The organism is Arthrobacter sp. UYNi723, assembly GCF_054057635.1.
Genome location: NZ_JBSRZM010000005.1, coordinates 45728 through 72707 on the forward strand (window position 1 = coordinate 45728; position 26980 = coordinate 72707).

General features: G+C 61.8%; 19 protein-coding genes. 10 read left to right on the top strand and 9 right to left on the bottom strand.

The window, feature by feature from the left end:
• Nucleotides 1-49: 49 nt before the first annotated feature.
• Nucleotides 50-823: a hypothetical protein gene (locus ACVWY0_RS05485; RefSeq protein ID WP_485835783.1), complete on the bottom strand. Its 774-nt coding sequence runs from the start codon at nucleotides 821-823 to the stop codon at nucleotides 50-52.
• A 47-nt stretch (nucleotides 824-870) separates the two neighbouring features.
• Between ACVWY0_RS05485 and ACVWY0_RS05490 the strand changes: the two genes are divergently transcribed.
• From ACVWY0_RS05490 to ACVWY0_RS05535, 10 genes are all read left to right on the top strand, one after another.
• Nucleotides 871-1014 carry a hypothetical protein gene (locus ACVWY0_RS05490; protein ID WP_485835784.1) on the top strand — a complete coding sequence of 48 codons (144 nt, stop codon included), beginning with the start codon at nucleotides 871-873 and terminating at the stop codon, nucleotides 1012-1014.
• 824 nt (nucleotides 1015-1838) lie between these two features.
• Nucleotides 1839-3929, top strand: coding sequence for a hypothetical protein (locus ACVWY0_RS05495; RefSeq protein WP_485835785.1), 2091 nt, complete (start codon nucleotides 1839-1841; stop codon nucleotides 3927-3929).
• A gap of 178 nt (nucleotides 3930-4107) precedes the next feature.
• Entirely contained in the window at nucleotides 4108-4677 is a 570-nt protein-coding gene (locus ACVWY0_RS05500; RefSeq protein WP_485835786.1) for a hypothetical protein, read from the top strand.
• Between the two features lie 89 nt (nucleotides 4678-4766).
• Complete coding sequence (locus ACVWY0_RS05505; RefSeq protein ID WP_485835787.1) at nucleotides 4767-5075, top strand: hypothetical protein; 309 nt, start codon at nucleotides 4767-4769, stop codon at nucleotides 5073-5075.
• A gap of 229 nt (nucleotides 5076-5304) precedes the next feature.
• Nucleotides 5305-6102 carry a hypothetical protein gene (locus tag ACVWY0_RS05510; RefSeq protein ID WP_485835788.1) on the top strand — a complete coding sequence of 266 codons (798 nt, stop codon included), beginning with the start codon at nucleotides 5305-5307 and terminating at the stop codon, nucleotides 6100-6102.
• A 43-nt stretch (nucleotides 6103-6145) separates the two neighbouring features.
• Nucleotides 6146-6595 (top strand): hypothetical protein, encoded by a 450-nt coding sequence (locus tag ACVWY0_RS05515; protein ID WP_485835789.1) that lies wholly within the window; start codon nucleotides 6146-6148, stop codon nucleotides 6593-6595.
• 187 nt (nucleotides 6596-6782) lie between these two features.
• On the top strand, nucleotides 6783-7724 hold the full coding sequence (dprA, locus tag ACVWY0_RS05520) for a DNA-processing protein DprA (protein ID WP_485835790.1): 942 nt from the start codon (nucleotides 6783-6785) through the stop codon (nucleotides 7722-7724).
• Nucleotides 7725-7731: 7 nt separating this feature from the next.
• On the top strand, nucleotides 7732-7995 hold the full coding sequence (locus ACVWY0_RS05525; RefSeq protein WP_485835791.1) for a hypothetical protein: 264 nt from the start codon (nucleotides 7732-7734) through the stop codon (nucleotides 7993-7995).
• Between the two features lie 185 nt (nucleotides 7996-8180).
• A complete protein-coding gene (locus tag ACVWY0_RS05530) occupies nucleotides 8181-8681 on the top strand; it encodes a hypothetical protein (protein ID WP_485835792.1) in 501 nt (166 codons plus the stop codon).
• A 51-nt stretch (nucleotides 8682-8732) separates the two neighbouring features.
• Nucleotides 8733-8993: a hypothetical protein gene (locus tag ACVWY0_RS05535; protein ID WP_485835793.1), complete on the top strand. Its 261-nt coding sequence runs from the start codon at nucleotides 8733-8735 to the stop codon at nucleotides 8991-8993.
• A gap of 89 nt (nucleotides 8994-9082) precedes the next feature.
• On the opposite strand, the gene ACVWY0_RS05540 is transcribed toward ACVWY0_RS05535, so the two are convergent.
• From ACVWY0_RS05540 to ACVWY0_RS05575, 8 genes are all read right to left on the bottom strand, one after another.
• The gene (locus ACVWY0_RS05540) at nucleotides 9083-9688 is read right to left on the bottom strand and encodes an HU family DNA-binding protein (protein ID WP_485835794.1); all 606 of its coding nucleotides are present in this window, start codon (nucleotides 9686-9688) and stop codon (nucleotides 9083-9085) included.
• Between the two features lie 106 nt (nucleotides 9689-9794).
• A complete protein-coding gene (locus ACVWY0_RS05545; protein WP_485835795.1) occupies nucleotides 9795-10124 on the bottom strand; it encodes a hypothetical protein in 330 nt (109 codons plus the stop codon).
• Between the two features lie 134 nt (nucleotides 10125-10258).
• Complete coding sequence (locus ACVWY0_RS05550; protein ID WP_485835796.1) at nucleotides 10259-12022, bottom strand: hypothetical protein; 1764 nt, start codon at nucleotides 12020-12022, stop codon at nucleotides 10259-10261.
• Between the two features lie 160 nt (nucleotides 12023-12182).
• Nucleotides 12183-17792 (bottom strand): hypothetical protein, encoded by a 5610-nt coding sequence (locus ACVWY0_RS05555; RefSeq protein ID WP_485835797.1) that lies wholly within the window; start codon nucleotides 17790-17792, stop codon nucleotides 12183-12185.
• Nucleotides 17793-17946: 154 nt separating this feature from the next.
• The gene (locus tag ACVWY0_RS05560) at nucleotides 17947-22017 is read right to left on the bottom strand and encodes a type IV secretory system conjugative DNA transfer family protein (protein ID WP_485835798.1); all 4071 of its coding nucleotides are present in this window, start codon (nucleotides 22015-22017) and stop codon (nucleotides 17947-17949) included.
• A gap of 142 nt (nucleotides 22018-22159) precedes the next feature.
• Entirely contained in the window at nucleotides 22160-24370 is a 2211-nt protein-coding gene (locus ACVWY0_RS05565; RefSeq protein ID WP_485835799.1) for a hypothetical protein, read from the bottom strand.
• Between the two features lie 114 nt (nucleotides 24371-24484).
• Nucleotides 24485-26251 (bottom strand): AAA family ATPase, encoded by a 1767-nt coding sequence (locus ACVWY0_RS05570; RefSeq protein WP_485835800.1) that lies wholly within the window; start codon nucleotides 26249-26251, stop codon nucleotides 24485-24487.
• Nucleotides 26252-26393: 142 nt separating this feature from the next.
• Nucleotides 26394-26825: a hypothetical protein gene (locus ACVWY0_RS05575; RefSeq protein WP_485835801.1), complete on the bottom strand. Its 432-nt coding sequence runs from the start codon at nucleotides 26823-26825 to the stop codon at nucleotides 26394-26396.
• Between the last annotated feature and the right edge of the window lie 155 nt (nucleotides 26826-26980).

Below are 26980 nucleotides of genomic sequence, written 5' to 3' on the forward strand. Positions count from 1 at the left end.
CACCCGCGATGGATCGCTTTACCGCGCCGGTGTCCGGGCTGGGCTGTTACTAACCGGTAGCGGGACCGGGATCGGTTCCTTGATGCTCCATGGATGACGCATACTCTTTGGCCAGGCGCTCCCGTTCTTCACGTTCATGCGCGTCATACATCTCAGCTTCTTCAGCTTTGTGGTCATGATATTCGCTCATCAATTTTTGCAAGTCTGCATAGTTGTCGGGCCTTGCTTCGCTGACATCGACGTCCGGGTCCAGCGACACCAAGCGACCGAACCATGTAGCGGCTGTACGAAGGCGGGTAGCTCTGCCTGCCACCATGTGATCGAGATACTCATCCCTGCCTGTGAGGCTATTGATGAATGTGGCTTCGTCCCTCAGCGCATTGTCCGCAATCAAGGAAACAGCCTGGGAGATTCTCAGTCCCGTGAAGTACTTCTCCCGAGCAGTGCTGGAGGAATCTTCCTTCAGCACCGAATAGTCCAAAGCCCGCAGCTGATTGGCCGCTCCCAGACACTCCCGAAGCAGATTCTTATCGTTGCGTTCCATCTCGCTGCGGCGGGCATCCGCACGATCCTGAGCACGCTCTGCTACGAGAACCGCCCGCTCGATGCGCCAGAGAACGACAGCCAACAAAAACGCAAGGATGCTGCCTGCGAAGCTGCCGATCACGCCGGACAGAAATGACTGGTGGACAGGCGAGAATGATGGAACGACCGTGAACGCCACCAGAATCAAGACGAGCATAAACACAGTCGCAATGCCCGCGGCGGTCCTTAGGGAAGAAGGAAACGCGCCGTGATCGCTAGAAGCAGGAGTCTTACTCATAGGAAAAGTGTTCCATCTACTTTGGGCTTCTCCGCCCGAGCAAGCGCGTGTACCCCCAGTACACGGACAAGACCTTCGCCCGGTTCATGCGGGACCTCGGCTTCCCGCTACCCTTCACCAGATGGTCTGAGCCGAACTGCGAAGGCCGCTACTACGGCAAGACGCGCCTCCAGGAAGCGAGTGCGCTGTAGCCGGCGACCTCTGCACTCAGATTGGCAGCACAGCGGCCGGGCACAACAATGGCGGTGGCTGCGTTGCTTTCGCAACACGGCCACCGCCATTGCGGGAATCGCAACCCATCAAGGGTTGCCGGGTTCACCTAGAGACTACGTGCCGACCGTTGGTATATGCAAGTCAAAAAATTCAAGCGTCACGCATGCGTGAAGGCGCGCCAGTCTTTTTTATTTAAATTCGCTGGCGTCCGGCGTGTCACCCACCAACCTTTTTATTTAAATTCGCTAGCGTCAGTCACATGGCAACTCGACAAGGCCCTGGACGCCCTCCGCTTCCCGGAAGCAAAGACCGCCACACCGTGGCAGTAAAGCTTGGCCCCGAGCACTGGGCAAAGCTTCAAGCAATCGCTGACTCCACGTGCGCCAAGCCCGGACCGCTCACTACCGAGCGCGTCATTGAGTGGATCGAGAGCTTCGACTTCGCTCAGCTAGGCCCAAGACCAATTCAAGAGGAGGCTTTCCGCGTCGCCTCTTAAAAAGGAAGGCCCGCTCTAAGCGGGCCTTCACTGCGATTCAATTATGTAGCTAAAAACTCGGATCCCGGCAAGTTTCTTAGTTTCCAGCTACTTCAACCACAAGGGCTTTGTTATGCCCTCCTTGGTGAGGACTGATCTCATAATACACGCACACGCCTTTTTGGGTGGATGTTGCCCAGATTTGGGCAAAAATTGCCCAAATGATGCCCACACCACGGTGTCGGTCGCCGTGTCAGACCATGCCCAGGCATGGTCCGCTCTCGCCCCGCTGATCCCTGGCGCACTCACACATACGGGTGAGTCGTCATGACCCAGGATCAGCTGAGCCGCCTTGACCAGGCGCTGTTCGAGCCCGGCTCCTGGCGGGCTCTGGACTCCTCCAATGTGGCTGTGCCGGGGCTGGTTGCTGGTTCAATGGACGCCGCCCTGGAATGGATCGGCACCGGTCCTGTGGCCACTGTGTTTGGCCGGCTGCGGGCGGGTTTCCAGGTGATCGACGTTGACCTGTCCGGTGATCGCGGTGACGCTGTGACCGACCTCGTAGCGGACTGGGCCGCCGTGCACAGCCGTTGGCACCTGATTCGCCCTTCCGGCGGAGCCGCCGGTCGTCACCACGTGTTCATCCATGTGGACGTCACCACACTTCCGGCCCTCCGGGAGCATGTCGCGCAGCTGCGCAAGAGCTTCCACGTCAACACCTCCAGCATTGACGTGCGTACGGCGGTCCGTCCGCTGAGCGCCCCTCACCGTACAGGTACAACAACAACCGTCTTGGGCGGCGCAAGAGCACTGCGGGAAGCACTAATAACCTGCCCTGAAGTTCCTGCCGCAAAGATCACTGGACGACGTCGCCAAATCGACACCTCCCACCGCTCCCAACATGGTTCCCACGAAAAGACGCCGCTTGCGGCCGCACCCCGTAGCCCAGCCAATTGGCTGCGTGCTGCACTGCCCTCCCCTGTGACCGGCCGCCGGAAGTTGCCGGATGCCTGGGACGAGTACCTGGCACACGGGACCCGCCCGACCATCGGCGGAACAGATCATTCAGGGTCGACGTTTGAGCTGATCGCGACAAAGCAGATGGTGGTCGCCGGCTACACACCCACACAGGCATGGACCGCCATATCCTCCGCTCACCCGTCCGCCATGCCCAAGGCTTGCCTGAGCCAGAAACGCTGGGTGAACAACGTCTGGAACCACTGTGTAGAGGATCTCAAGGCGTTCGTCGAGGAACACCTTACGACGGCCAGGTCTGCCGAGCAGACTTCACCGGAGGTGCTGGCCATCGTGGACGCTGCCAGGCGGCGATTGCACGTGCTGCTGTGGGAGTACCCAGTCCGGCGCAGAGACACTCTGGCCGCCGTCGGGCACGCCGTCCTGGACAGGATCGAACGCACGGGTGTACTCCGTGTCCCGGTCCCGGAGAGAAACCTCGTCCTGGACACGGGCATCGTTTCCCGACCCGCGATCCGCGAAGCCCTGCGCTTCATCGACGGCAAGCTCGGCACCCTGCACAGAGACACCTTGGATTACGCGTCACCGGAGTCAGGAAGCTTCGAGTTTGAACTGGTTCCGGTCCAGGGTGGAGCTGTGTTGGAATCCTACCCACCTCGTAGTCACGCCCCCCTCCCCCGCTCCTCCACCTGGCTGAACCTACCCCGCCCCGCCCGGCGCCTCTGGCAAACTCTCCGCCAGAACGGCCCCACCGCCCTCACCACCCTCTGCCGCTCTGCTGCTCTGCCCGAGTTGCTGAATATCTCTCCCGGCCCCAGCACGCTACGCACCGGACGCACCGCTCTCGCAGCTCTCGCCGCAGCGGGCCTCGCAAGCTGCGACGGTAATGGTGTTTGGACCGCGACCAGCAGGGTTACTTCAGAGCACGCCGCAGCGGCTGTCGCAGAAGCCACCTTGCTGGAAGAACAGATCCATGCTGAGAGGAAGTTCTACCGGCAGCGGCAGGCCGGCACGTGGGCGGTCCAGCGCCGTTGTGCTCTGGCCAAAGACCACGCACGCTACCAAGCCTGGTGGGACAAACTGCCCGCGGAAGAACGCCGGAAACGCCAGGAACGGTATGCCCGGACATTCCAAAGACTTCCTCTGCCTGCCCAGGAAGAACTTAAAGCACAGCTCGCCACACGCCGCACAGCAGCGGGCATGAGCGAGCCGGTCCGATACTCGCGATGGCGAGAGAATCTTTCCCCTGAGGTCGTTCTCCTGCGGACGACTGAACGGGCCGCGGCTTTTGCGGCGTTGCCCGGGCCCTTGCAGCAAGCCGCCGTCTCTTCCTGGGAACGCCATCGTGCCCGCTTCAGGCTTCCAACACCAAGCAGAGCACGCATCCAACTTCCTGTGCCAGGATCGCAACCGCGCTATTTGCAAGAAGTGCTCCCGGTTTAAGCTCCTAAGGAATAGCAAGGCAGGCCCTATTGCGACCATTTTCAGGAAACAAGCATAGATACTGAATAACTGTTTTCTGCTGGCAAACCAGCGGTAAAGCTGGTCAGTTTCAAGGATGCCTTCGAGGATCACGTAAGGTCGGTTTCACAAGAACTCCTTCGACCCCCGAAAGGCAGCCATGGCTGACCACGCAGAAAAGCAAGAAACCCCGGTCAAGGGTATGGACCACCGCGCCGAAGCCCTGAGCCTGCTCGGCAACATCCGTCCGCCGGCGGGCACCGCAGAAGCCATCGCTTCTGCCCACGTCCACGCGATGTTGGCAATGGCCGATGTTCAGATCGACATCTCGCACCTGCTGAGCATGAGCACCAGGGAGCTGAACGCTTCCAACATGTTCAAGCTGGCCGCGACACTGGAGAAGGACCACCCCCTCCGGGCCGTAATCCACAACGGACTGCTCCAGCACATGACCCGGAACGGCGCCCTGCACACCGACGTCATGCTCGCAGTCCGCATCAAAGACCTTGGCCTGGAAGTCAAAGCCGGCGACGACATCCTCATCGGAAACAGCGACGGGACCAAGACCTACAGCCTGCTGGTCATCGACCCGGACAACGACGAGTGGCTGCTGCTCAGCGAGGACGAATCCGTTCTGGACAAGACGATCGACAGCCCGCGCATCCATACGCTGTTCGACGAGAACATCAGCTCGCTCACTGTGACCCTCAAAGAATTCCCCAACATCTAAGGCACCTCCTTTGGGGATGTGTGCTGAAAATCCGTAGTGCCCAAAACCGTACGCAAAACCAGCACATTCCCACCCCAAGGAGCAGTTCCATGTTTGGTCGAAGAGTCCATGAATACGAGGACGAGCGTTACGCCCGCCACCGCCGGCGTCTCAGCATCCGCCGCCTCATCGGCGTGCTCATCATCCTGACGGTGATCTGGGGGATTATCTGGGTGGGCTTCTTCTCTGGCCTGGCAGACCCGGTGATCATGACCGTCGAGCCGTTCCTGAGTACTGCTGCGGCGCTGATCAACGATCCTCTCGGCATTGACTGGGGCGGATGGCTAGTCGGACTCGCGGTCATCGTGATTCCCCACATCGCGTTCCTGCTGTTCATCTTCGACGACACCGGGCGCTGACCGCCGGCCGCCGTCACTTCTGCCCGATCACGGGCAGCCACAGGCCACAATCTGCACCATATAGAACCAAATAAGGCACCCAAGGTGCGGCTGGATCACAGATCCGGTCGCACCTTTGTCGTGTCCGGGATGCTTTCGGGCTGTTCCCGGCCAGAAGGGGCCCACCCTTGCCACCCACATCACGCTCCCCACCTCTCGCGCTCACTCTCACACCAGGAGACCCGAAATTATGACTGCATCCACAACGAGCCCCAAACTCAACGACCCCCGCTACACGCCGGGTATCTCCGAAAACGACGATGAGCTGGCAGACACGCAGTGGTACGACGCCATGGGGCCAGCGCCTGCCATCAGCCAGGACGATCAGGCCGCTGCACCTGTTCCCACCCCGAAGCTTCGTATCAACCCAGCCGCCAAAGCGTGGGCTTCCTTCCGGGAGAACTCCGCTGGCCACCGGCTCACCGTGCTCCATGAACATGGCCTGTACCGGCACTTCCGGATGTCCGAGCCGGGGACACGCATGTGGTCCTGGGACATCGTGACCTGGCCAGATCATCTGGCCACCAGCGGCGACATCGCCGATGGACTGACCTTCTCGCGTGTGCAAGACATGATCGAGTTCTTCGCCCTGACCAACGGCAAGCGTGCCTACTACGCAGACGGTGCCCCGAGCATCGACTTCGGCTACTGGGCCGAGAAGCTCCAGGGCGATCAGCGCAACACGGCCAAAGCCTACGTCCACGAGGAATTCGTTCAGTTCGTCACCGAGACCCTCACCGAACGTCTGGCCGACGGCTACCACGACGGTTTGACCGAAGAACATGTCGCTGAGCTCATCGCCGAAGTCAACAGCCTGGAGCACTACGAGTCAGAGGCTCGGGACTGGCTTAGCAACCACGAGGACGAATTCCCGGACTCCTGGGAGAACGACTTCAAGAACTACACCTTCCACTTCCAGGTCGCGTGCTACGCCATCAACGCCGCGGTCCACGCATACCTGGACCGCGCCAGCCTGCCCGCCGCGTAAGAACACCACCTCACCCGATCCAATCTAAAAGGAGCGTTGGCCCATGCCCAGCCCCAAGATAACCACCAATGCCGCCGCGCTCGATCAAGTCAATGCCTCTGTCGAGCGGGTCACCGCGACAATCGGAAGAGTCCTCTCGAAGTATCCGCAAAACACGCTCTCGCCGGCCCTGCTCCCGTTCGTACAGCGTCATTGGGACATTGCGGTGCGCCGGTCCACCAAGGGTGAGGAGATCGTTTTGGTGATCTCCACGTTCTTCTCGAAAACGATCACACTGCGGTTCCCTGTAGAACTTCTCGATGCCCAGGAATCGGAGATCACCCGGTGGGCCCGCGACCAATACTGGTCAGCGATCCACGAAGCGAAGGTCCGCGCCCAGCGCGAAGCCCGCGCAAACACCGAAAAGGCCAGGCGTGCCGTGGCCAAGGCCCAGCACGACCTCGACACAGCCAAGCAGCAGCTCGCCAAGGTCTCAGCAGTGTGCGAGAGGTGACAGTGGTACGGAATCCCACTGTCACCTCTCCAGGTCTGCCTTCACTTCACACGCCAGTGTCTCTACTGCGTTGCAACTGCGCGGCAACTTCGTACCAACTGCTTTGCACCCGCATAGGAACTGCAAAGCACTCCACACACCCGTAACACACACCCCCCCATACCCTCTCCAGAGAGAAGAAATGACCATGTTGTCCACAACCATGAGCGACCGCACCGCACGCGCAGCCCTGACCCGTCTTTTTGAGCCCGGCGACACTGTCGGCCGCGCCCTGGTGGCCAAACACGGTGCATATCCTGCCCTGAGAATTGCCATCGGCGCCAAACCTGCCCACGCATTCGGCGACGTCACCGCCGACGAGCTGGCCCAAGGACTCAGCCGCTGGGTCCTCCGCTTCCACGACCTGGAGCCTGAGAAAGACTTCGCCACTATCGAGCGCCTCGGCGGCGGCTTCCTGATCCCCGGAGACGAACACTGGCCGGCGGCCCTGAACGACCTCCCAGACGCCCCGATGGGCCTCTGGTACCGCGGCAACATCAGCAACGGCATCCCGGCGCCGGAGAAGTGCGTGGCCGTGACCGGTTCGCGGGACTGCACCAGCTACGGCGCCGCCGTCACAGGCGATATTTCCTACGGCTTGGCCCAGCGCGGGATCTGCGTAATTTCCGGCCTGGCTTACGGAGTGGATGCGCACGCTGCGCGCGCTGCCCTGGCAGGAGGCCAGAGCAATCAGCCTGCGACCATCGCTGTGGTGGCCGGCGGCCTGGACCGGGACTACCCGTCCGGAAACGCTGATTTGGCGGCCGCGATCCGCGGCAACGGACTCACGCTCTCCGAGATGCCTCCGGGCTCGGCACCTACGCGGCACAGGTTCCTGGCCAGGAACAGGATCATTGCGGCTCTTTCCGGGGTCACCTGCGTGGTCGAGGCCCGCTCGCGCTCGGCTGCTTTGGGTACAGCCAGGATCGCAGGATCTCTTGGAAGAGGCGTGGCAGCTATGCCTGGCAGCGTGCATTCCGCGAACTCCGCAGGCTGCCACGCTCTGATCAAGGAAGGCGCTGCCGCAATCGTCACCGACGTCGACGATTTGATGGAGATGCTCGCCATCGACCCGAACAAGGGCCGGTGAACACATCATGAGCCTCAAGATCATCACAGAGCTCACCATCAAGCCCGGTGCCAGACAGACCCAGGAAGAAGCCGAGGCAGAATTCGTCCTGCTCTTCCGGGACTACCTGACCCTAAAGGACAGTGCGTTCCAAGCCGACTACGGGCCTGATCCGTGGGGCGGCTACACCGGCCCCACGGTCACAGCTGTTGCGGTCCTTGGTCCTGATGAACCAACACAAACAGGCGATTCAGGGTCCGGCAATGAACGAAAGACCTCATTCGTTCACTAACCACTGTGTCCGGCTATGCGAACCCGGGGATTGGCTGGGATCATGGAAGTACTGGTGAGTCTCCGTGTAACAAGTCGAGTACACAACACGCTGTTGCACGCACCGGTCTCTGGTGTTGGGTTGAGTTATTCGGTCCAACACCAGAGATTCATCTCGCATACCAACGATCAGGGAGCCTACCCCCCATGGGTAAACGACTACAGATGGCAGCCACAGGGGAATACATTCTCTGGGCAACCATTCCGGAAACCCCCAAGAGTTCCTTCAACCGGGCCTACGGGCCATTCACCTCGCGCAGCGCAGCCTACTCAGCCAAGACAGCGCTGATGAACAACAAGCGCACTGCCATGCGTGAAGAGGGCTACTCCCCGGAAGAAATTGAGGCATCAGTGAATGCCATCGAGTGGGCAACGACCGGACTTTGGCGCAAGGTCGAGGACGACCGCCTCATCGACCCGGTAACGGTCATCCCCGACACTGTCGAAGAACGCGCTGCCGAAGCCATCTGGAACCGGTCCGCCCCCGTAGTCAGGGGCGCACGGCCGAAGTGGGACGAAGTCCGCAACGATCCTGAATGGCGCCGAGGCGTCAAAGAGACCAGGGCCGACGCCAAGGCTGCCATCGCCGCCATGGAAGGGGCTACCGCAGAGCCCGCTGAAGAATCCCCCAAACAAGACAGCATCTGAGCACTCCCACAATGCTCACGCACCCACACACACGACAGAGAGAAGCCAGTCATGGCACGAAAAACGAAAGCAGAGAAAGAGCTCGAAGCCCTGGAACATGAGGCTGCTCTCAACACCAACCGCGAAGGAATTCTGATCCGCCCAGGTCAGATGTGGAAGGACATGAACCCGCGTAGCGACGGCCGAATGATCTCGGTCTCCTCGGTCGAGGCCGGCATCGCCACCGTCTTTGACGGCAAACGCACCCCCAAGTTGGCGGTGACCAGAATGTACCCGCATTCCCGCGGATACACGATCGTCGGCAGCGCCTGAGAGCAGGCCACCCCGCACAACAAAGAACCCCCATCCGGATCACCGGATGGGGGTTCTTTTTTCGTCGCCAACGAATCATCATTCAGTCTCTAGATAGCTCGGTCAGAAGGAAAACCCTTTACTGCCTGTCCTACTGCCTGGCGTTTGGCTCTGTTGATGGCCCGGGAACTCTGCGTCGCCGCCGCTGCCAATGAAACTGTGGCCGATGTCGGCTTGCGTACCTTAGGCTCCGTGGTCCTGGGTGCCGCTTTGGCTTTCGCCGGCGCTTTCGTCTTGGCCGCAGGGGCTGCTGTCTTGAACAGCGCGTCCTGGTCGGTCTCAGGGGCCTCCGTCAGCTCTGAGTCCTCATCGACAAAGTCCTCAGTGAATTCAGCTTGAGCATCCGAGGGTTCCTGCATCAAGGACTTGTTCACGCTGCGCGTGGCGGAGAACTTGAGCACGAAGTAGTCGTCGATCGCCTCGACGCCATTGTCAGCGAACTGGACCCGGTGACCCTTGTGGGCCTGCGGATAGAACTTGCCGAACCCGGTGAGCATCAATTGATCACCGCGTCTCATGGTGTCCATCAGCTCAGCGAGAATCGTGTCGTACACGCGGTTGACCGTTTTGGCAGGAATCCGTGAACGGGTTGACACCTGGGCAAGGAACTCGCGCTTGCTAACGCGCTGCTGTTCCGGCTGCTCTTTTTCAGTCACTTAAAACCTCCATATATTCTCGAATACGAGTCTATCCGGCATGATAACCGGCAGTCAAAGCAACTGATTCGATGTAAGAAAATACTTCAAAAATCCAGACTTCAGCCTAAAAATCCGGGCCGTATCCTGAGTCGTCGGCGGCATCTACGTTCCGGCTTTGTTCGGTCACCGTTTCACGGGTAACCACCCGCGACTTCTGCTTCGGCTGGGCACCACGCTGGGCCTCAAACTGGGCTCCGTGCATCTGCGCCTGAACGCCGTGCTTGGCCATATCCAGAGCCGGAGCAATCGACTTGCTGGCCATGTCCTGGGCAGTGCCGGGCGCCTTCTCCTTGTGGGCCTCGCGCTGCTGCTCCCACTTGGACCGGTCCTCCTCGGTCACGAAGCCAAACATCTCTGACAAGTCCTTGCCGCTGGGGAAACCCAAAAGTCCCATGACTGCTGTCCCTTCTCTTTTGTATGTAGCCGTAAACATCAATTTGTACTGGTCTATGTGTTGATTCTATCCCAAGAACACGCGTGTCAGTCTTTTTTGAGCAACCGACGTGTGCCCTGGCCCGCGCTGGATCTCTAGCCGCCCATCTCAAAGTCCTGGTCGCGGAAATCCGATGAATCCGAGCCCAGACCGGTCACGCCGGTTGTCGAGGTCTGGATGTAGTTCTGGTTGATCCGCGCGTTGCGATACTTGCGGGCTGTCTGCGCTGCGGTGTCCGTGGGCTGCTGCGAGGGCTGGGTGGCGCTGTTGTTGCGGCGGTCCCCGTTCTCGCCGGCGGGCCCGGCTTCCCAGGCCGGAGACGGCTCCCATTCGCCCGGCTGATCCGCGGACGCTGCACTCTCCCCGCCCTGCTGATCCATGTAGCTGTTGGGGTTACTGACGAAATCACGCATGTTCTCCCGCCAGTTGGCACCGAACTTCGCGGCCCATTCCTGCTCCACCTCCGGATACAGCGCGCTGACGTTTTCCATCGCATCGACGTAGGCATTGGAGTAGATCCGCTGCTGCTCGGAGGAACTGATGCTGTCCGAGCCCATCGCGTTGAGCATCACGCGTGACGTGCGCAGACGCTCCCCCAGCGGGTTGTCCATGGCTGTCATGCCGTCAAAGTCGGGCCGGTCTTTCAGGCCCCATGCTGAGGCGTAGCCGACCACACCCATGTTCAGGCCGTCCGCTCCGTGTTGCCGGGTCAGGGAGATCATGTCCGCAGCCATGGTGTCGGCAATGGCCGCCTGGTGCTGGTCCGCATCCATCGGAAGACGCAGTCCGAATGAGCCGGCCTCAATCCTCTGCCCGAGGCGGGACTCGAATTCACCGGTCCACACCTGGGCGAGTTCCCCGGTACCGCTGATCCTGACCTCGCGGGGATTGCTCTTGGCAAACTGCCCATGGGAAAGCTCCCCAAAGACCGAGGCCAGTTCGGGCTCTTCCTCCAGGCGCAGGCCGACCACCATCCGTGCCGCCGTCGCAACTTCGCTGGCGTCCACTCCATCCTCGTGGGCCTGCTCGTAGAGCGTCTTGAGCATCGAGGAGTGGGTATCGCGGATCTCGTCGACGTCTGCGCCCTCCACCCGCATGGCTGCATAGGCGTTCTCGGTCAGAGCGACCTCGGTCATCCCCGCCGACTGGGCGGTATAGGCATCCCGGCCGCCGCGGACGGCACGCTCGGCGCGCTCCAGCTTCTCCTGCCACTTCTGCGAAAGGGGCAGGCCGGATTCCTTCCGCGCATCGACCTGCTTCACAACCTTGTCGATCGAGCTCTGCCTGCGATCATCAATCTTGGCGGTGATCGACTCCTTCATCTGAGCCCCGAAGTCACCGACCTGGTTCCGGAAGTTCGGCGACAGTGCCCACATGGCTGTGCCCATGCCCACCATGCTCAGCACCGACTTAGCGTTGATGCCCTCGCTCAGCGGCTGGATGCAGGAGAGGACCATCATCGACACGTACCCCTTGTGGATGCCGGTCAGCTGGGAACTGCGCTCCTTCGGCGTCTTCTTCGCCGTCAGAATGTCCGATCTACGCAGTTCGGCCATGTACTTCCTACCGGCCTCGTCGACATCCTGGCGGAGCCGCGATACCGGATCAGAGGGATTCTGCGACGCGCGGCGGCCCTGCCGCGCCTGGCTGCGCTCCTGCTCCCGCTCAGAGCGCCGCTGCCCGGGCTGCCCGGGACTTCGCTGCTTCTTCGGCGCCTCATAATCAGCCGCAGCCGGCCCGTCCTCATCCACGATCTCGCCGTCGATGATCTCCCCCTCGAACTGCTGGTCCTGCGGAACCTCATGAGTCCGGAGCGGAAGGCTTTTCTTCTTCCGGTCCTGGTCCGTGCTGCTGGCCATGGTTCTCTCCTTTTTGCTAGGCTTACGGCGCTTCTGAGTAAACCCAGTCTAGCCCGAATACGCTCTTATATCAGTGCGGCTGGGTCTTGATGAACAGAGCCCAGCCGCATGGATTTAAAGTAACTGCCGGATGCCCGCGACGGGCATCCGGTGCCTCGTTTTAGAGGTGGTAGTCGTCTGCGCCGGTGTCGGCTGACGGCTCATCGGGAAGCGTGGAGGGCTTCGGGATCACCGGCGCGAAGCGCCGTGCACGGCCTGGGGCGGAGGAGACAGTGACTGCTGCCGCACTGCGCGGCACACCCCCGCGGGCCTTGCTCTGATCGTGGTGCTCGGGGAGCACATCGCGCTTGGAGAGAGGGATCAGCTCAGGAACAGGAGCATCCACTCCGGCCAGAATCTGCTCGTCGAACTCAGCCAGGGTCTGCTGGTTCTTCCGCAGCGCGTACGGCGCGAAGTGGCTGTTCTGCTTACCCTCGAAGACGTTCTCGCGCTCGGCGGCCGCCGCCAGAACATCCTCGAACGATCCGCCGTAGGCCAACCGGTCCATGGTTGAACCAAGTGCCTGCGAGGAAGCCGTCGCGGGCTCTTCCATGTCGATCATCACGCCGCTCTCGGAGAGAGCCGCCGCGACCTTCTCCACGTTCTCGTCGTTGATCGAGACGTTCAGCCCGTCCTTGGAGGTGTACAGGTCCAGGAACTGCTTCTTCCACGTTGCCGTGTCAGCCTGGACCTCCTTGCCTGACTCGTCGCGGGCAGCCTCCCAGCGGCGGTTGCCGTCGGCACCTGACGTGGCTTCGAGCTTGCGGCCCTTCCACAGTGCGCGCGCCGGCCCCATGAGCATTTCGTACTTCTGGCGGGCCTCCTTGGGATCGTGCTTGGCTTGGAGCACCGACTGCGTCACGGGGTACGTCAGCTCCAGAACGGCTTTGAGCTCCTCGTTGCGCAGTGCCTTCACGCCTCGCTGGGAGAACGTGCCGGCCACACCGGTTCCGAAGGACTTGATCGCGGTGGCGTACATGACGCCCTCGTGATCTTCCTGCGTCGCCTGGGTGTCACCCAGATCCTCGAACGTCTCAGCATCGGCACCGAGGTAGTGCGCGTAATCGCGGACTTTCTTCTCGGAGCCTTTGGCGCCGGTCTCGACACAGGCTGTCATGACCGACTTGAGGTGGGCGGGGACGCTGCTGAAGCTCAGCGTGGCATCGCCGTACTGGCCGCTCAGCGCATCGCGGTAGTAGCCGCTCAGCTCCTGGGTCAGATCGGCGTTCCGCTGGGCCGCTTCCCGGGCCGTGATGTCGCCCTCGTCGAGGTCGAACTTCACGTCGTTGGCGCGCATCCGGAGTTCCTCAAACCGCACGGCAAGATCCGGGTTCACATGCTGGGAAACCTTGGTGTCCAGCGAGTTCTGCATGGCCAGCGGGTACGTGCCGTCAGGGAGCTTGGTGCCCAAATCGAGCAGATTCGCCTCCACGCTCAGCTTCTGTTTCGCTTCAGCTTTCGCAGCGTCGCTGGTAAGCCTGACCACGGCAACAGCGTCACCGTCGAAGTCGCCATCGAAGCAGGCATCCATCACCGGGTTGATGGACACCCCGGTGAGCCGGGGATCAATGGCGACGCGCATGTAGCGCACGCCGCCGTCGCGGAGTACCGGATCTCGCCAGATCAGCGCGTGGTCATCGGCCTCGAATCCGAGGGCCTCAGCCATTGCCGGACCCATGGCCACCTGGTCGATGTCCAGACGCGGGTCGGAGGTCCACACAGCCGTGGCCGAGTGAGGCAGCCGGGAGGCCATGAGTTGTTCCTTGAACACGTTGTGTTTCCCGGCAAACCGCTTGTCCTTGAGGCTGTCGGTGATCGTGTCGAAGGCCGACTGCGCAAGACGCGGAGCCTCGGTCAGCGTATCGGTGTGCTTCTTGCGCTGGTCCGGTGTGAGTGCGGCGTCCGCCAGCTCCTCCTGGGCGAACCTGAACCGGCTGGCCTGCTCGTGGATGGTCAGGTAGTGGTTCGTGTAGTCGTGCACAGTGCTGGAACCATCGTCCAGATCCTGGCCCGAGCGCAGGTGCGAGCTCATGACCGGCAGCTTCCAGGAAGAATCCGTGGCCGCCGGCGTCGGGTATTCAGTGGGCATCTTCAACGGGAACGGCAGTTCGAGATCGCCACCCTTGTCCCCGATCAAGGTGCCAAATTCCCGCTTCATCTGGTTCACGTTCAGACCAGGACGGCTCTCGCCACGGGCTGACTTGCGGGCAGCGGTCCTGATCAGTTCCGGCATCGGAAAGAGCCGGCGCTCACTGTTCTCGTCCAGGATGTCCGAGCCGACGCGCAGAGTGCCGTCAGGCTCCATGTCCAGGCCCATCGTCACCAGCATCTCGCGGAAGTTGCCCACTGCGGTGCTGTTGGGGCCGTAGCACTCGGCCATGACCTTCTCGGCACCGTGGGAACCCAGGGCCCAGGCCAGCTGGGAGGAAGCCTTACGGCCGCGCCCCTGGGCCAGTGCCTCGTCGTCGTACACCCGTGTCTTGGCGTCCACGGCCATGTGCGTGACGATGAATCGCATCTCGCCCATCGAACCCTCGTGCACAGTCCCGTCCGGGGAGCGCAGGTCCGAAGTGGTCTGCATCAGCTCCCGTGCCGAGCCGCCGTTGAACCGGGACACTGCCGAGAACGGGCTCATCACCACGTCCAGCTCGGGGTTCTGCTTGAACCATTCCACCGCTTCGGTGAGATTCTCGACCTCGGCATCGAACGGGTTCATGTCAGGGTCAATCACCAGGGAGATCACTCCCTTGTTCCCGTGCAGGTCCGAGAGCTTGTCGCCCACGACCAGGTCGCGCATGGTTCCGTCCACGCCGCGGATGCGGTGCTGCTGGGCGAAGCGCTGGCTGATGACCATGGGATCATCAGCGGTCCAGCCGCCGAAAGTCATCATCGCCGTCTTCACCGGAGGGGTCACGGCGGCCGCCTGCATCAGGTTGCTCGCAGTCATCTGCTGGCGGTCAAAGGGATTGAACCGCATGGCACTGGTGTCCGGGTGCTTCATCAGCGGAGTCCGGTCATCCTTGGCGCCGGGAGTGATGAGTCCCTCGGGGCTCACCTGCGCGCCCTCGACCAGGTAGCGGGTCACGCCCTGGTTGATCGAGCCGGAGGTCACTACCGGGTCAAAGTACCCGTCACCCTCTTCGGTCATGATGGCCATGTTGCGGTTACCCGTCAGAATCCAGGGGTCGAGCGAGTTGTCGTTGGCGGGGTCCAGCGCTGCGACGCCGCGGCCGTTGTCGGCCTGGTACTCGGCGTTGATGGTTGAACCATCGCGCACCGTGTTGGGGTAGCGGACCCGGCGGCCTTCGGTCGCCAGGATGGCATCGCGCCATTCATCGCTCAGGCCCTCCTCGGCGGAACGCTCGATGAAGTCCACCTCGTGGCGCACATCGTAGAGCCGGCGGTAAACACTGTTCAGGCTCGTCGGCTCACCGGCCTGTGTGCGCTGGCCCAGCAGGTCCGAGGAGACCTTGTACTGGATCTGGTCCGTCATGATCTGCTCGTAGCCGCGCAGCTTGGTGCGCTCTTCGACGCTTTTGTTCTCCCCGGGCTTCTGCACGGAGATGCCCGCTTCGTAGCCGGGCACGAACAGATAGTTGTCGCCGCCGGCGAACTTGGTGACGATCTCGTCGTGCTCGCCCCGGGAGAAGATCTGCCCGATCTGGCCGGTCACGGTTTCCGTCTCGCCCTTCAGGCCCTTGCGGCGCTCGGCCGTCCACAGCACGATGCCGTTGTCGTCCACGGCGATCTGCTGGACACTGGCGCCGTTGCGCTCGATGGTCGCGCGTACCGTTTCGGCCATGCGCTGCACGAAGGGGTCTTCGATCTCGCCGAGCTGCTGTGCAGTGGCCTCGTTGAACTTCACCAGCCGGTCCCGGATGGTGTTCGCGTAGAAGCTGTCCCCCATCAGTTCATCAGCCGGAATATCAGCGGCCCGCAGTGCCCCGACGATGTCGTCGTTGTTGCGCCAGGTACCGAACTCGCTGGTCATGTACTTGGCCAGGCGTACCGGATCGAACCGCTGCCGGTTCCACTGCCCGTCGGCGTCGCGCGCCTCGTGCAGTTCGTAGCTGCCCACCAGGGCATCGAGCGTGTCAGCGGAGTGGTCCCGGACCTTCTGCTCAGCGCTGCCGACGTAGGCCAGATCGCCCACCAGCAGATCATGGTCGCTCAGGCCGGAAACGTCGTCCTGGCCAAGCTCACCAATGGAGCTGAGCTTTTCCAGGTAGGCGTCCTCGGTGGCGCCGGGACGCAGCAGGGTGCTCTGCGCTCCACGCAGCACATCCCAGTAGCTGCGCTGGATGCCGGCAATCTCCGGGTCCCCGTCGAATTCAGGGAACCAGACGCCGGTCTCGGCATCCTCCCGGTGGTCCTCGACGGCCTGGATCAGGTCGTCCACGCTCAGGGAGGCCGTGATGTTGGTCCGGGCGCTGTCCACAGCGGTCTTCAGGTACGCTTCGGCGGCTTCGGCGTCGACGAAGAACTTCGAGGAGGCGCTGCGCTGGGAGGCATCACGCCGGATGATCACCTGGGAGCCCGAGGGGCGGCCGGAGTCATCTGTTACCAGGTCACCGACGACAAACATGGCCGACCCCGAGCTGTAGTAGCTCTCCTGGATCTCAGTGGAGACAGCCTTGCCGGCTGACTTGTTCCAGACCATCTCGCTGTGCGAACCGACAACCCCCACCGCACCCTTGCCGTCCGCACGCTCCACGGGACGTCCCTGGGCGATGCGCAGCAGATCCACGCTCTCCTGGGCGGTCGGGGTGTAGTTGACCGTCTTATCCGAGCCCGGAAGCTTGTGGTTGGTGGTGTAGCGGGTCACCACGCCGTCGTCGTAGACCCGGCCGACGAAGTGTTCCTGGTCGCGGGTGTCGGTCAGACGCACGCTGATCTTGGTGCCCTCGATCTGCGCCCGGACCTGACCCTGCTTGCGGTCACGCAGCACCTTGTACGGCGTGCCCTGCTCGCCGAGCTCGTTCAGGATGGCCACGGACCGGGAGAGCGCCTCGGCGCTCATGAACCGGCTGTAGTCCATGCGGCCCTGTTCGTTGATTCCGCCGTCAACCAGCCACTGGCGCACATCGCGGTACTCCTGGGCGGACATCTTGTTCATCAGCTCAGTCATGCCGGAAATATCATCGACCGTCATGGCCCGGCCCGCTTCAACGGCCTTGCCGTCTTCATCGGTGCCGTAGAGGATCAGATCCTTGTCCCGTGTCCCGGCCAGCTGCGCCACCTTGCCTTCGGCCAGCTCCTCGATGAGCTGGTCCGGGATGTTCAGCAGGTGCGAGCCGGCCTGCTTCACGGTGCTGCGCACCGCCCAGCGCGGATCGTACGGGCTGATCGGCAGCCGGGGTCCGGCGGGGCCTGTGCTGACGGCGGCCGAGAGACCGGCCATGCCCATGAACTCGTTGCTGAGCTGGCCGTAGCCCTTGGAATCGGTCGTGAACTGGGTTCCGCCCTCGCGGGTCTGGGAAAAGAGGCTCTTGTAGCCGGGGACGTTCTCCCGCATTGTCTCCTCGAAGGCCCTCAGAACCGGGGAAACCTTCAGGTCCGCGTCCGTCATCGAGAGACCCTGAGCAGCGAGCTTTTCGCCCACTACGTCCCGGAGGTGCCGTGCCTGGGAAACCATGATCGTCGACCCGATGTTTTCCTGCGTCCGCTGAATCGTGCGGTAAAACATGTATTCGTACAGATAAGCGCGCATACCCGGTGTCGTACTTTTCATAGCTTTCTCCTGATAAATCAGTCGTCCGCGACGACTACGGCTACATTCAATATGTAGCAATTATTACACCTACGCACCAAAAAGGCCACCAAGACTGTTACGTCTTAGTGGCCTTTTTTTGTTGGTCTATCAGCATAAAAGCCGTTTCCGGCAGCTACACTTCGCGGACCCGCATCTGCACGCTCATCTCCCGGTCGAACTCACCCCGTGCCAGCCCCAGCCAGGTATCGAGCGAGCCCAGGAACTCATAGAACTCGCTGTGCACCTGGAAACTGCTGATCGTCTCGAAATCAGCTTCCAGGTCGTCCTCGGCGAAGACCCTGGAGTCTTCGTCGCGGGACGCCTTCTGCGCCTCCCGCAGGGCCTGGGACTCGTCGAGCTTGGAGATGTAGGTGACACGGCCGTCGCGACTGCGCAGCGAGCCGTCCCCGCCGACGGAGAAGTGTTCGGTGTCCTTTTCCAGGTGCGGTCGGGCTGCCTTGTAAGCGGCCACGATCTCGGCGTCCAGGGTGTTCAGCAGAGCCTGGCCATTGGGCTTGATCAACATGTCCCGGCTGATTGAACTGCCCGCGTAGATCTTCTGACCCATCTGATCCATTGCCTCCATACGTTTGGCCGTGGCTTCGAGCACCTCGGTGTTTTCCTGGTACTCATCATCGTTGATCATGAAGGATGAATCATAGGCATCTGCATCGAATTCCTCTAGATTCTGAGGATCTATGCCCAGTTCCTCCCACGCCATTGACTCGATCAGGCCCATTACTTCGTCGGAGTAAACGTCCGGGTCCAACCGGGAGATGTCGTACTCGGTGTAGTCGTATGCCGTCTGGTAAAGCTCCTTGGCCTCGGCCGCGCGCTCGGCCTGGGCCATGCGCTTGGCCAGCATCTTGGTGAAGTCCGGCTGGTTCAGCCGCACATCAAAGTCCAGCGCCGAAGACAGCGTCGGAATGGTTTGCAGCGAGTAATCGTGGCCGGCGTGCTCGATGGTGTTCTTGAACAGGCGCCAGGACATCGGCAGGATCGTCTCGTTCCTGTTCCAGACAGGTGAGTCGCCGGCGCGGAAGACAATGCTGTTGCGTTCGGAGATGAAGGCCATGTCGTTGTAGCTGATGACCGGCTCCTCCTTCACGCTCATGGTGTAGGAGACCTTGCCTTCGGTCTGCATGAGCATCCGCTCCATGTCCTTGGTCACCGTCTTGGAGTCGGTGTAGGCCCGGTGCTTGGTGCCCGACATCTTCTGGAGCGTGTCCAGCATCGAGTCATCCGTGGACTTCAGGAACACGATGTTCGAGGTGTTGCCCTGGACGATCTTGTCGACACTCTCGCCGTAGACGTCCCGGAGCTGCTGGAGGGTCTGGAGGATCAGCGTGAACTGCTGCTCCTGACCCAGGCCGATGGAGAGCATGGTCTCGAAGCCCGAGATGCCGTGACCCTCGGACTGAAGGTTGCCCAGCTCATCGAGCATGAAGCGGGTCTTGTACAGCGGCTTCTGGTTGGACTTGGTCATGTACGACTTGTCGAAGTTCAGGTCCACCAGCTGCTTGATCAGGATCAGGATCAGCTTGGCGTACTTCATCAGGTGCGGCGGCGTGACCAGGAAGACCATCTTCGGGGACTCCGAGTACCGGACCATGGTGGAGATGATGGCTTGGGCCTTGCCCATGACCTTCTCCGGGCTGGACGAAGTGACGTTGTCCAGGCGCATCTGCGGGTACACGGTGTGCCCCGGCTCGTATCGGATGACCTCCCCGGCTTCATTCCGGACCTGCTTGAGCTCCATGATGATGCCGTTCTTGACGATCTTCTTGCTCGTGACCGGATCGGTGATGTAATACCGGCCGTTGAGCGAGCTCTGGTAATCCTTCTTGAAGTGGAAGTGCATCGTCCGGATCAGCATCTGGGTCTGCGGGTTCACCAGGCGCAGCCGCAGGTAGGCGTTGTCTGTCGGGAACTTGCCCGGGAAGAAGTACCGGGCCCAGCCTTCACGGGAAACGATGTCCTCGTGCTCGAAATCCTTGCCCAGGGGTTCGGTGAACATCGGGTCGCTGTACGCGTCCCACTTGGCCTGCGAGCCGATCAGGTGATCGCGCTTGAGGTAGTTCATGCCGAACCGGACACCCATGCGCCGCGGGAAGCTCAGCCCGCCGAGGTCCGTGTTCTGGCTCGGGGTTCCCGAGGTCAGCGTCGAGATCGTCGGATCGGTGAAGAAGCTCATCGCGGTGATCGCGATGCCGTAGACAGATGCCAGCATCTTCTCTGCGCCGGCCATGGCCTTCAGTGCGTTGTTCGCGTTGCCGATCAGGGTCCGCATGGTGTTTTGCGGCATTGCCTCGGTGGCCGAGAAATACAGCGTCAGCATGTCCGTTTCGGGCTTGTCCTCCCAGAGCACCGCCTTGCGCTGTGCCACCTCGAACTCGGCGTTGTAGATCTCCTGGCCGTCCTCCATGTGCTCAAATTCCCCGGCCTTGAAGCGCGCTTCAAGTTCCTTGATGGGGTTTTTCATCTTCTTCGAGGTCAGCTGCACGAACAGCTGGTAGCAGTTGTAGAGGGTCACCTTGCCCCACATGGTGTCGAGCTTGACCTCCAGCTGCTGCGCGTCCATGCCCGTCCTGGCAGCCATCTCGCGCAGTTCGCGCTCCTCCTCCAGGTAGAAGTCGATCAGGCCGTACGCGGCACGCTTGAACGCGTTGTTGGCCGCGTTGGGCCACACCGGGTCTTCGCCACCGTCGGTCGGGAAGAACACATCGGCGATGTTCTCCACGTAGATCGCGCACTTGGTCGCATCACCCTCGCGGGCGGCGTCTGCGGCCATGCCGAGCGGATTGTAGATGTCGGTCTTCATGGCGTTGATCAGGTTGAACTGGACCACCTGGAAGCCGCGCATGGTGGCCTTCACGTAGTTCTTGACCAGCAGTTCACCCTTGGGGTCGTTGATGACCACGTTGTTGGGACGCTTCTCGCGCATCCACATATCGAGCATCGGCTCGATGTAGGTCTGACCCTTACCGGCACGGGTAATGGCCAGGACCATCGTGTTCACCGGAGCCGTGTCCACAATGTAGGCCCCGCCGGGGCGCTGGACCTCGTACTCGGGGAAGTCCCAGTCCTCGTTGATCAGCTCCCCCACGGTGTCGAAGCCCTTGAGCTTGTCCAGGTCCTTGTTGCCGGGGTTGTAAGGAATCTTGGAGACGTCGTAGAACTTCCGCAGTGCCTTGTCCTCGGGCAGGCCCGAGGCATCAAAGAGCGCCGAACCGAACTTCTCGTCGATGATCGGCAGCTGTTCCAACAGCGCGCTGTCCTGGTCGTCGCGCAGGATCTCGCCCTTGAGGTACTCCATGTCGCCGTCGGCATCGAGCATGTCCTTCTCGGCACGCCGTGAGACACCGATCGTTTTCAGGCCCTTGTTGGTCATCATCATGTGGCTGATCATCGAGCTGGGCTGGACGTTGCTGTGTGCTCCCACGTCCGGGAACCAGTCGAATTTGCGCTGGATTTCCTCGGGCAGGGCGATGTGCTGATCGTTGGCGTACTGGTTGATGTCCGTGGTGTCGTTCATCAGGTTCTGTGCCTGAAGGTTGCGCATCAGGTACGGATAGAGCAGTCCGAACGTCATGCCGCCCAGCAGCAGCGAGAACAGCACCTTCCACAGCGACACGCTCAACAGGTCCGCCATCATGCCGGCGGCGCTGAAACCTGTGCTGTCTTTGCCCTTTGCGCCGGGAGAGCCGGCTGCGGCCTCCTGGTCGAGGAACCACTGCGGGATGGCAATCTCGTCCTTGTTCTTGTGGCAGGTTTTGTCGAGCATCTTGCCGGACTGGTCCAGGGCAAAGACACACTCACGGGCACCGGCGCCCGGATTGTCGAGCCCCAGCTTCCGCGCCTCGGCTGGAGTCACGATCACCGATTCGTAGTACTGCGGAGCCCCGGCGGAGGAACCGCCCCCGGACCCGGAGCCGAGACCGCTGATCGCGCCGCCCAGGCTGCTGAACAGCACCGCGCCCATGGTGAAGACACCCCAGGCCAGGACAAACACCACGACCCCGGCGATAACCGCAGCCCAGGTCCGGCTGGTCTTGGAGAGCTTGGCATTGATCTTTGAGCGGTCAAGCTGCTGGTCCTCGTAGACGTCGCGGTTGGCCAGCGTCTCGCTGTGGTCCTTTGCCGAGACCTTGTCCCAGTTACTGGCATTCGGGCGGGCTGCCCGCCTGCTGCTCTTTCCTGCCATTGCGGCTCTCCTCTGTAAATATTGCCCGTTTATGCTCGTTTATGAGCAGATTCTGAGTTTTAGTCTACGCGAACAAAACGGGGCATGGGGGTTCTCTCCGAAGAGGAACCGCACCATGCCCCGCCCTGTGCCTGCGCGGAATCTAAAGCGTCGGGAGAAGATCTCCGGCACCCGGCCACACACCCGCGGTCGCTGCTGACGCCGCCGGCCCCGCATTGGAGCCACTCACCACAGAGCCGACAATGAAGCCGACCGCAAGAGCCGCGAGAGCCAGAACAATGACCAGGACGACCATGATCTTGTTCGCTCGCGACTGGATCTTTGAGGCCCGGTCCAGTTCCAGGGAATACGATTCCTTGTCCCTTTCCAGGGTGGCGATCCGCTGGGTGTACTGCCCTTCGAGCGAGGTGCCCAGCTGATCGAACTGGCTGAGCAGATCCTGTACCCGGCTGTTGGCCGAGATGGTCTTCTGCTGCTCCAGGGAGAGCGTGTGGTTCCAGGTCTCTTCCCGGGCCTTGAGCTCGGCGACGGCCTCGTTGCGGACCTTCAGGATGTCTCCGTCGAGCTGGGCGACGCGGGCATCCTGTTCAGCACGCATCTCCAGGACGCGGGCTGCATGTTCGGCCTTGAGCGTCTCGATCTGGGTGTCGCGGGAGAGCTGTTCGGCCAGAGCGTCGCTGCGGGCAATATCGACCTTGCGGTTTTCGTCGATGAACTTCATCATCTCCGCGCTCCAGCCCTTGAGCAGGGCCTCCTCGGCGTCACGGTGCGCCTGCTGGCGCTCCATGAGGACATCGAGGATCTTCGTCTTGCCCAGATCCATCCGTGCCAGTGCGTCCTTGCGGCGCGTGTCCAGGATGATCTGCTGGGCCCCGTCGTAGAACTCCTCCGACGCACGCTCGTTGGTCAGGCCGACCTCGGCAAGCTCGCGCTCGTGACGGGGACGGTTCTGCTCCTTGTAGCGCAGCACGGCCTGCTCGGCGGCCTGGCGGCCGCGGGAGGCGGCCTCCGCGTCATAGCGGGCGTTGAGCTCCTTACGCAGCGCGGAAACCTCTTCGGGACCTGCCTTCTGGCGTCCGGCCAGATCATCCTTCGCAGCCCGCATCAGGCGGTTGTAGTACGAGCCCTCCCGGTCCGGGGAAACATCGACGATGACTCGTTCGATGTGCTGGGACATCAAGGACACGTACAGCTCGCGCAGGCTGTTTTCGTTGTTGAGGTGCAGGAGCTCCAGCTCAGTGTTGGCCTGACGCGCCAGCTGGTTGACCTGGCGGCCCAGCCAGTCAGTGGCATCGTCTTCCAGCGGGAAGGAGATCACCGGCGTAGCCGTGTTGAAGTTGACCTCGAAGGTCTCCAGGTCGATCTCCAGGTCCAGATCCGAACTCAGGAAACGGCGGGCGATGGATGCCCGGACCTCCTCCTCGTCGACGACACGGTCATCGTGGTAGAACTCCTGCTCCTGGCCGACAACCGGGGCATCGGCGGCAGCCGCAGCCACCCCGGGACCATCTGCCTCATCCGCCTGGTCAGCGAACTGCTTCTCGAACTCCCCCAGGTCGGCGTCAAACTCCGGGTCCCCGTTTTCCTCATCAGCCAGGGCGCTGTAGTCGATCGGCTCCTCGTCGTCGGCGGCGTCAGCCCCGAACGGGCTGTCATCGTCGGAGAACGGCTCGGCGTCACCGGTCAGGGGCTCATCGAGCGAAGCTGTCACGACGGGGACAGCGACCGTTGCGGTGCCCTCTGCCGAAGCAGTGGTGTCGCCGGCTTCAGCGCCGTCGCCACCGCCCCAGGTCCAGACATCAGGAAGGATCTGCGCCAGCGAGGAGTGGCCCTCGGAGACGGCAACGGCCTCGGCGTACGTCGCATCAGCCACCGGGTCCGCAGAGAGTGCGCCCTCGGGGGTCTGGGTGAGAACCACCCAGACATACTTCGCGTTCTTCAGCAGGCTGAACTCGTCCATGCGGTTCAGGCTCTTCGCGGACGGAATGATCCCGAAGATCTCCGAATCCAGCATGTCCGCGGTGGCCACCGTGGTGATCTCGTCGGCGGTGATCAGCTCGATGAGCGAGCCTTTGGCCTCGTCGTTCTTCTGCTTCATGCTCAGCCCGCCGATGTTCTCCACGGGCAGTGCGATCACCACCCAGGACTTTCCGCTGGGAAGGGCGAAACTTTCGTTTTCCCGCAGCAGGGCAACAGCGGCACCCACCGTGGATTCCTTGACGACGCTGGAGAGCATCTCCTGCGGCTTGCGCTTCTTCGGTGCCGTGGCAACGGCAACGCCGCCCCCTTCTGATTCAGCGGCAATGCTGCCGCCGGTCTCTTCGGCGCCGCGGTTCTTCTTCCTGAATACCATGTCGTCCCTTCCCTCTTTTTTTGACTGATGCACCGCTGTATCGGTTATGTGGATAGTGCGCGGCTCGAACCGGTACAACGGTGCAATAATCGGCTCGTTTATCAGACTAACTTATTACCTAACTGCTGTCACTTCAATGCGTGCATCGGTCTTCAACATATCTTTGTTGTCGCTGACCAGATCGCCCTGCACGTCGACGCGGATTGTCCGCTCTGAGGGATGGGCGTTGATGAACGCTGCGACCTCTGTAGTCACCTCGTCGGTGAGCTTTCCGATTGCTGCGCGGGCACCGCCCGCATCGGATTCCGTGTCGCCCTTGTCGTCAATGAGGTACTGGAGGACCTTGTCGTCGATCTTCACCCGCACGTTGTGCTTGGTGAGCACTTCCTGGGCAATCTGACGCATCTTGCTCAGCACGATCTTGCGCTGGGTCTCACGGCTCAGCGGCTGGAACGGAACGATCGCATCAATGCGGCCCAGAAGCTCTGGCGGGAACCTGTTCTCGCCCTGGGTGCTCGTGATCGAGCGCCGGATCTGCTTGGTGTAATCCTTGAGCTTCTCCCCCGAGCCAGTGTCGTCCTCCTCGTACTGAGCGATCGTCTTGTAGATCTCCGCGCCGGCGTTGGTCGTCAGAACCACGTACGTGTTCAGGAAAGAGACCTCGCGGCTGTTGTCATCGGTGAGGCGGCCGTCGTCCAGGACTTGCAGCAGCAGCCTGATGACCATGGGAGATGCCTTTTCGATCTCGTCAAAGAGGACCACTGCGTGGCCCAGCTGCCACACCCGGGCAGAGAGCTCGGATTTGAAGGAGGCCAGGGATTCATCCGAGGCGTACTCGGTCATGTCGAAGCGGATCAGCCGGCGCTGGTCATCACCGAAGAGCAGGCGGGCCAGCTGCTTGGTCAGCTCGGACTTGCCCACACCGGTCGAGCCGGTAAACAGGAAGGAGCTCATCGGCTTGGTCTTGTCGTGCAGGTCGGCCACGCAGAGCTGAAGCCTGCGCGCCACTGCCTGGGTGGCGTACTGCTGACTGAACACCTTCCCGTCGAGCTGTGCTTTGATCTTCACCGCGTCGACCCGGAAGGCGACGTTGACGTTGATCGACTCCAGGAGAACGTCCGCCAGCAGCGTCCGGTCCATGTCCCGGTTCGTGAACCGGTGCCAGCCCACCATGGAATCAAGCACCAGGATCGACTTGCGCGGCTGGGAGGAAGCCGGCACGAAGCGCTGCGTGTAGTCGTAGATCTGCTCGAAGAGGTGGTCGTCGTAGAACATGTCCGCGACCTTGTACCGCTCGGCCATGCCGCGCAGGATCGAGATGGTGGTGACCTTGTCGCTCGGTGTCAGGTTGATGCGCTGAAGTCGCTCCACCAGTGGCTGGTTGGGTGCAATGTGCGTCTTGAACTCGTCGTACGTGGTCGCGGCGATGACCCTGATCCCCCGGGCGCCCGAGGCCGCCAGAATTGGCTTGAGGGCCTCCACAGCAGCCGGTGAAAGCTGGACGATCTGGTGGAACTCGTCCATGAAGAGCACCAGCTCCTGGTCCTCGTTCTCGGCGAAGGTCTCCGCCTCGTCGAAGAAGCGCTTGAGCAGCCCGGCCATCTCTTCGAGGTTGGCCAACCCCGAGATCATGTTTGCCAGGTCCACCTCGCGGTACACCCGGGCGGTGTCCCGCAGCATGGTGGCCTGTACCAGGGCGCTCTTGCCTGCACCGGCAGGGGCCAGCAGCAGTGCGTTGCACAGCTCCGGTCGGCTCATCGCGGCCATGAGCTGGGAAATCTCGTGATCCCGGCCGACAATGTCACGTTCCGCTTCCTTCACCGGGTGTGAGTACTCCATCAGAATCTTGTACTGGTCTTTGAGCGAATCGTTGTCGAACATGCCACCTGCCTAGCGTTTGCTATAAATACGCGATTTATCCTGATAAGTCAGCATAATCCTAACACCATGGTTACGTGCACAGATAAGGGCGGCCACTCCGGTCTCCCGGGATGGCCGCCCTGTGGGTGCTCAGTCAGTTGGCTCAGCGACCGTACCGGCCACCGCCGCTTTCGAGGCCGTCATTCTGTTGGCTGGTCAGCGCCTCCAGGCGGGCAATGTGCTCCGGATTCATGACCACCTTGTTGATGGACGCAGCAGCTGCCTCAGCGTTCTTCACGGAATCTTCCTTCGTGAGGACATCGTCACCTTGGCCGGGGGCATCGGGTGTCGTGCTGCCCATGTTCATCTGCGCCCCGGCCATCACGCCGCCGACAAAGCCATGGGCGGAGGCGCCAACCACGCCCGGCTCCTGCTTCTCAGCGCCGCCGGGGTTCAGAATCTCCGGGGACGCCCTCTGGATCATGCCCGGCGGCATCCCGATGTCCAGGGACTTCTTGCCAGCACCCTTCGCTTGCATTCCGGGACCGCTCTTGCCTGCGGCCCGACGAGCTGCCTGTTCCTCGCGGCTGACCACCTGAGGATTGGACCGCGACCCGGGCTGACCCGGTGAGGGCGCGGACGGCAAACTCTTGGCCAGGCTCCGAAAAGTGCCGAGACCCGTCTGCGAGGAAAATCCCGACCTGCCTGCTCCCGGACCACCCTGGGCTGCCGCGGGCCCGTTCTGATCTC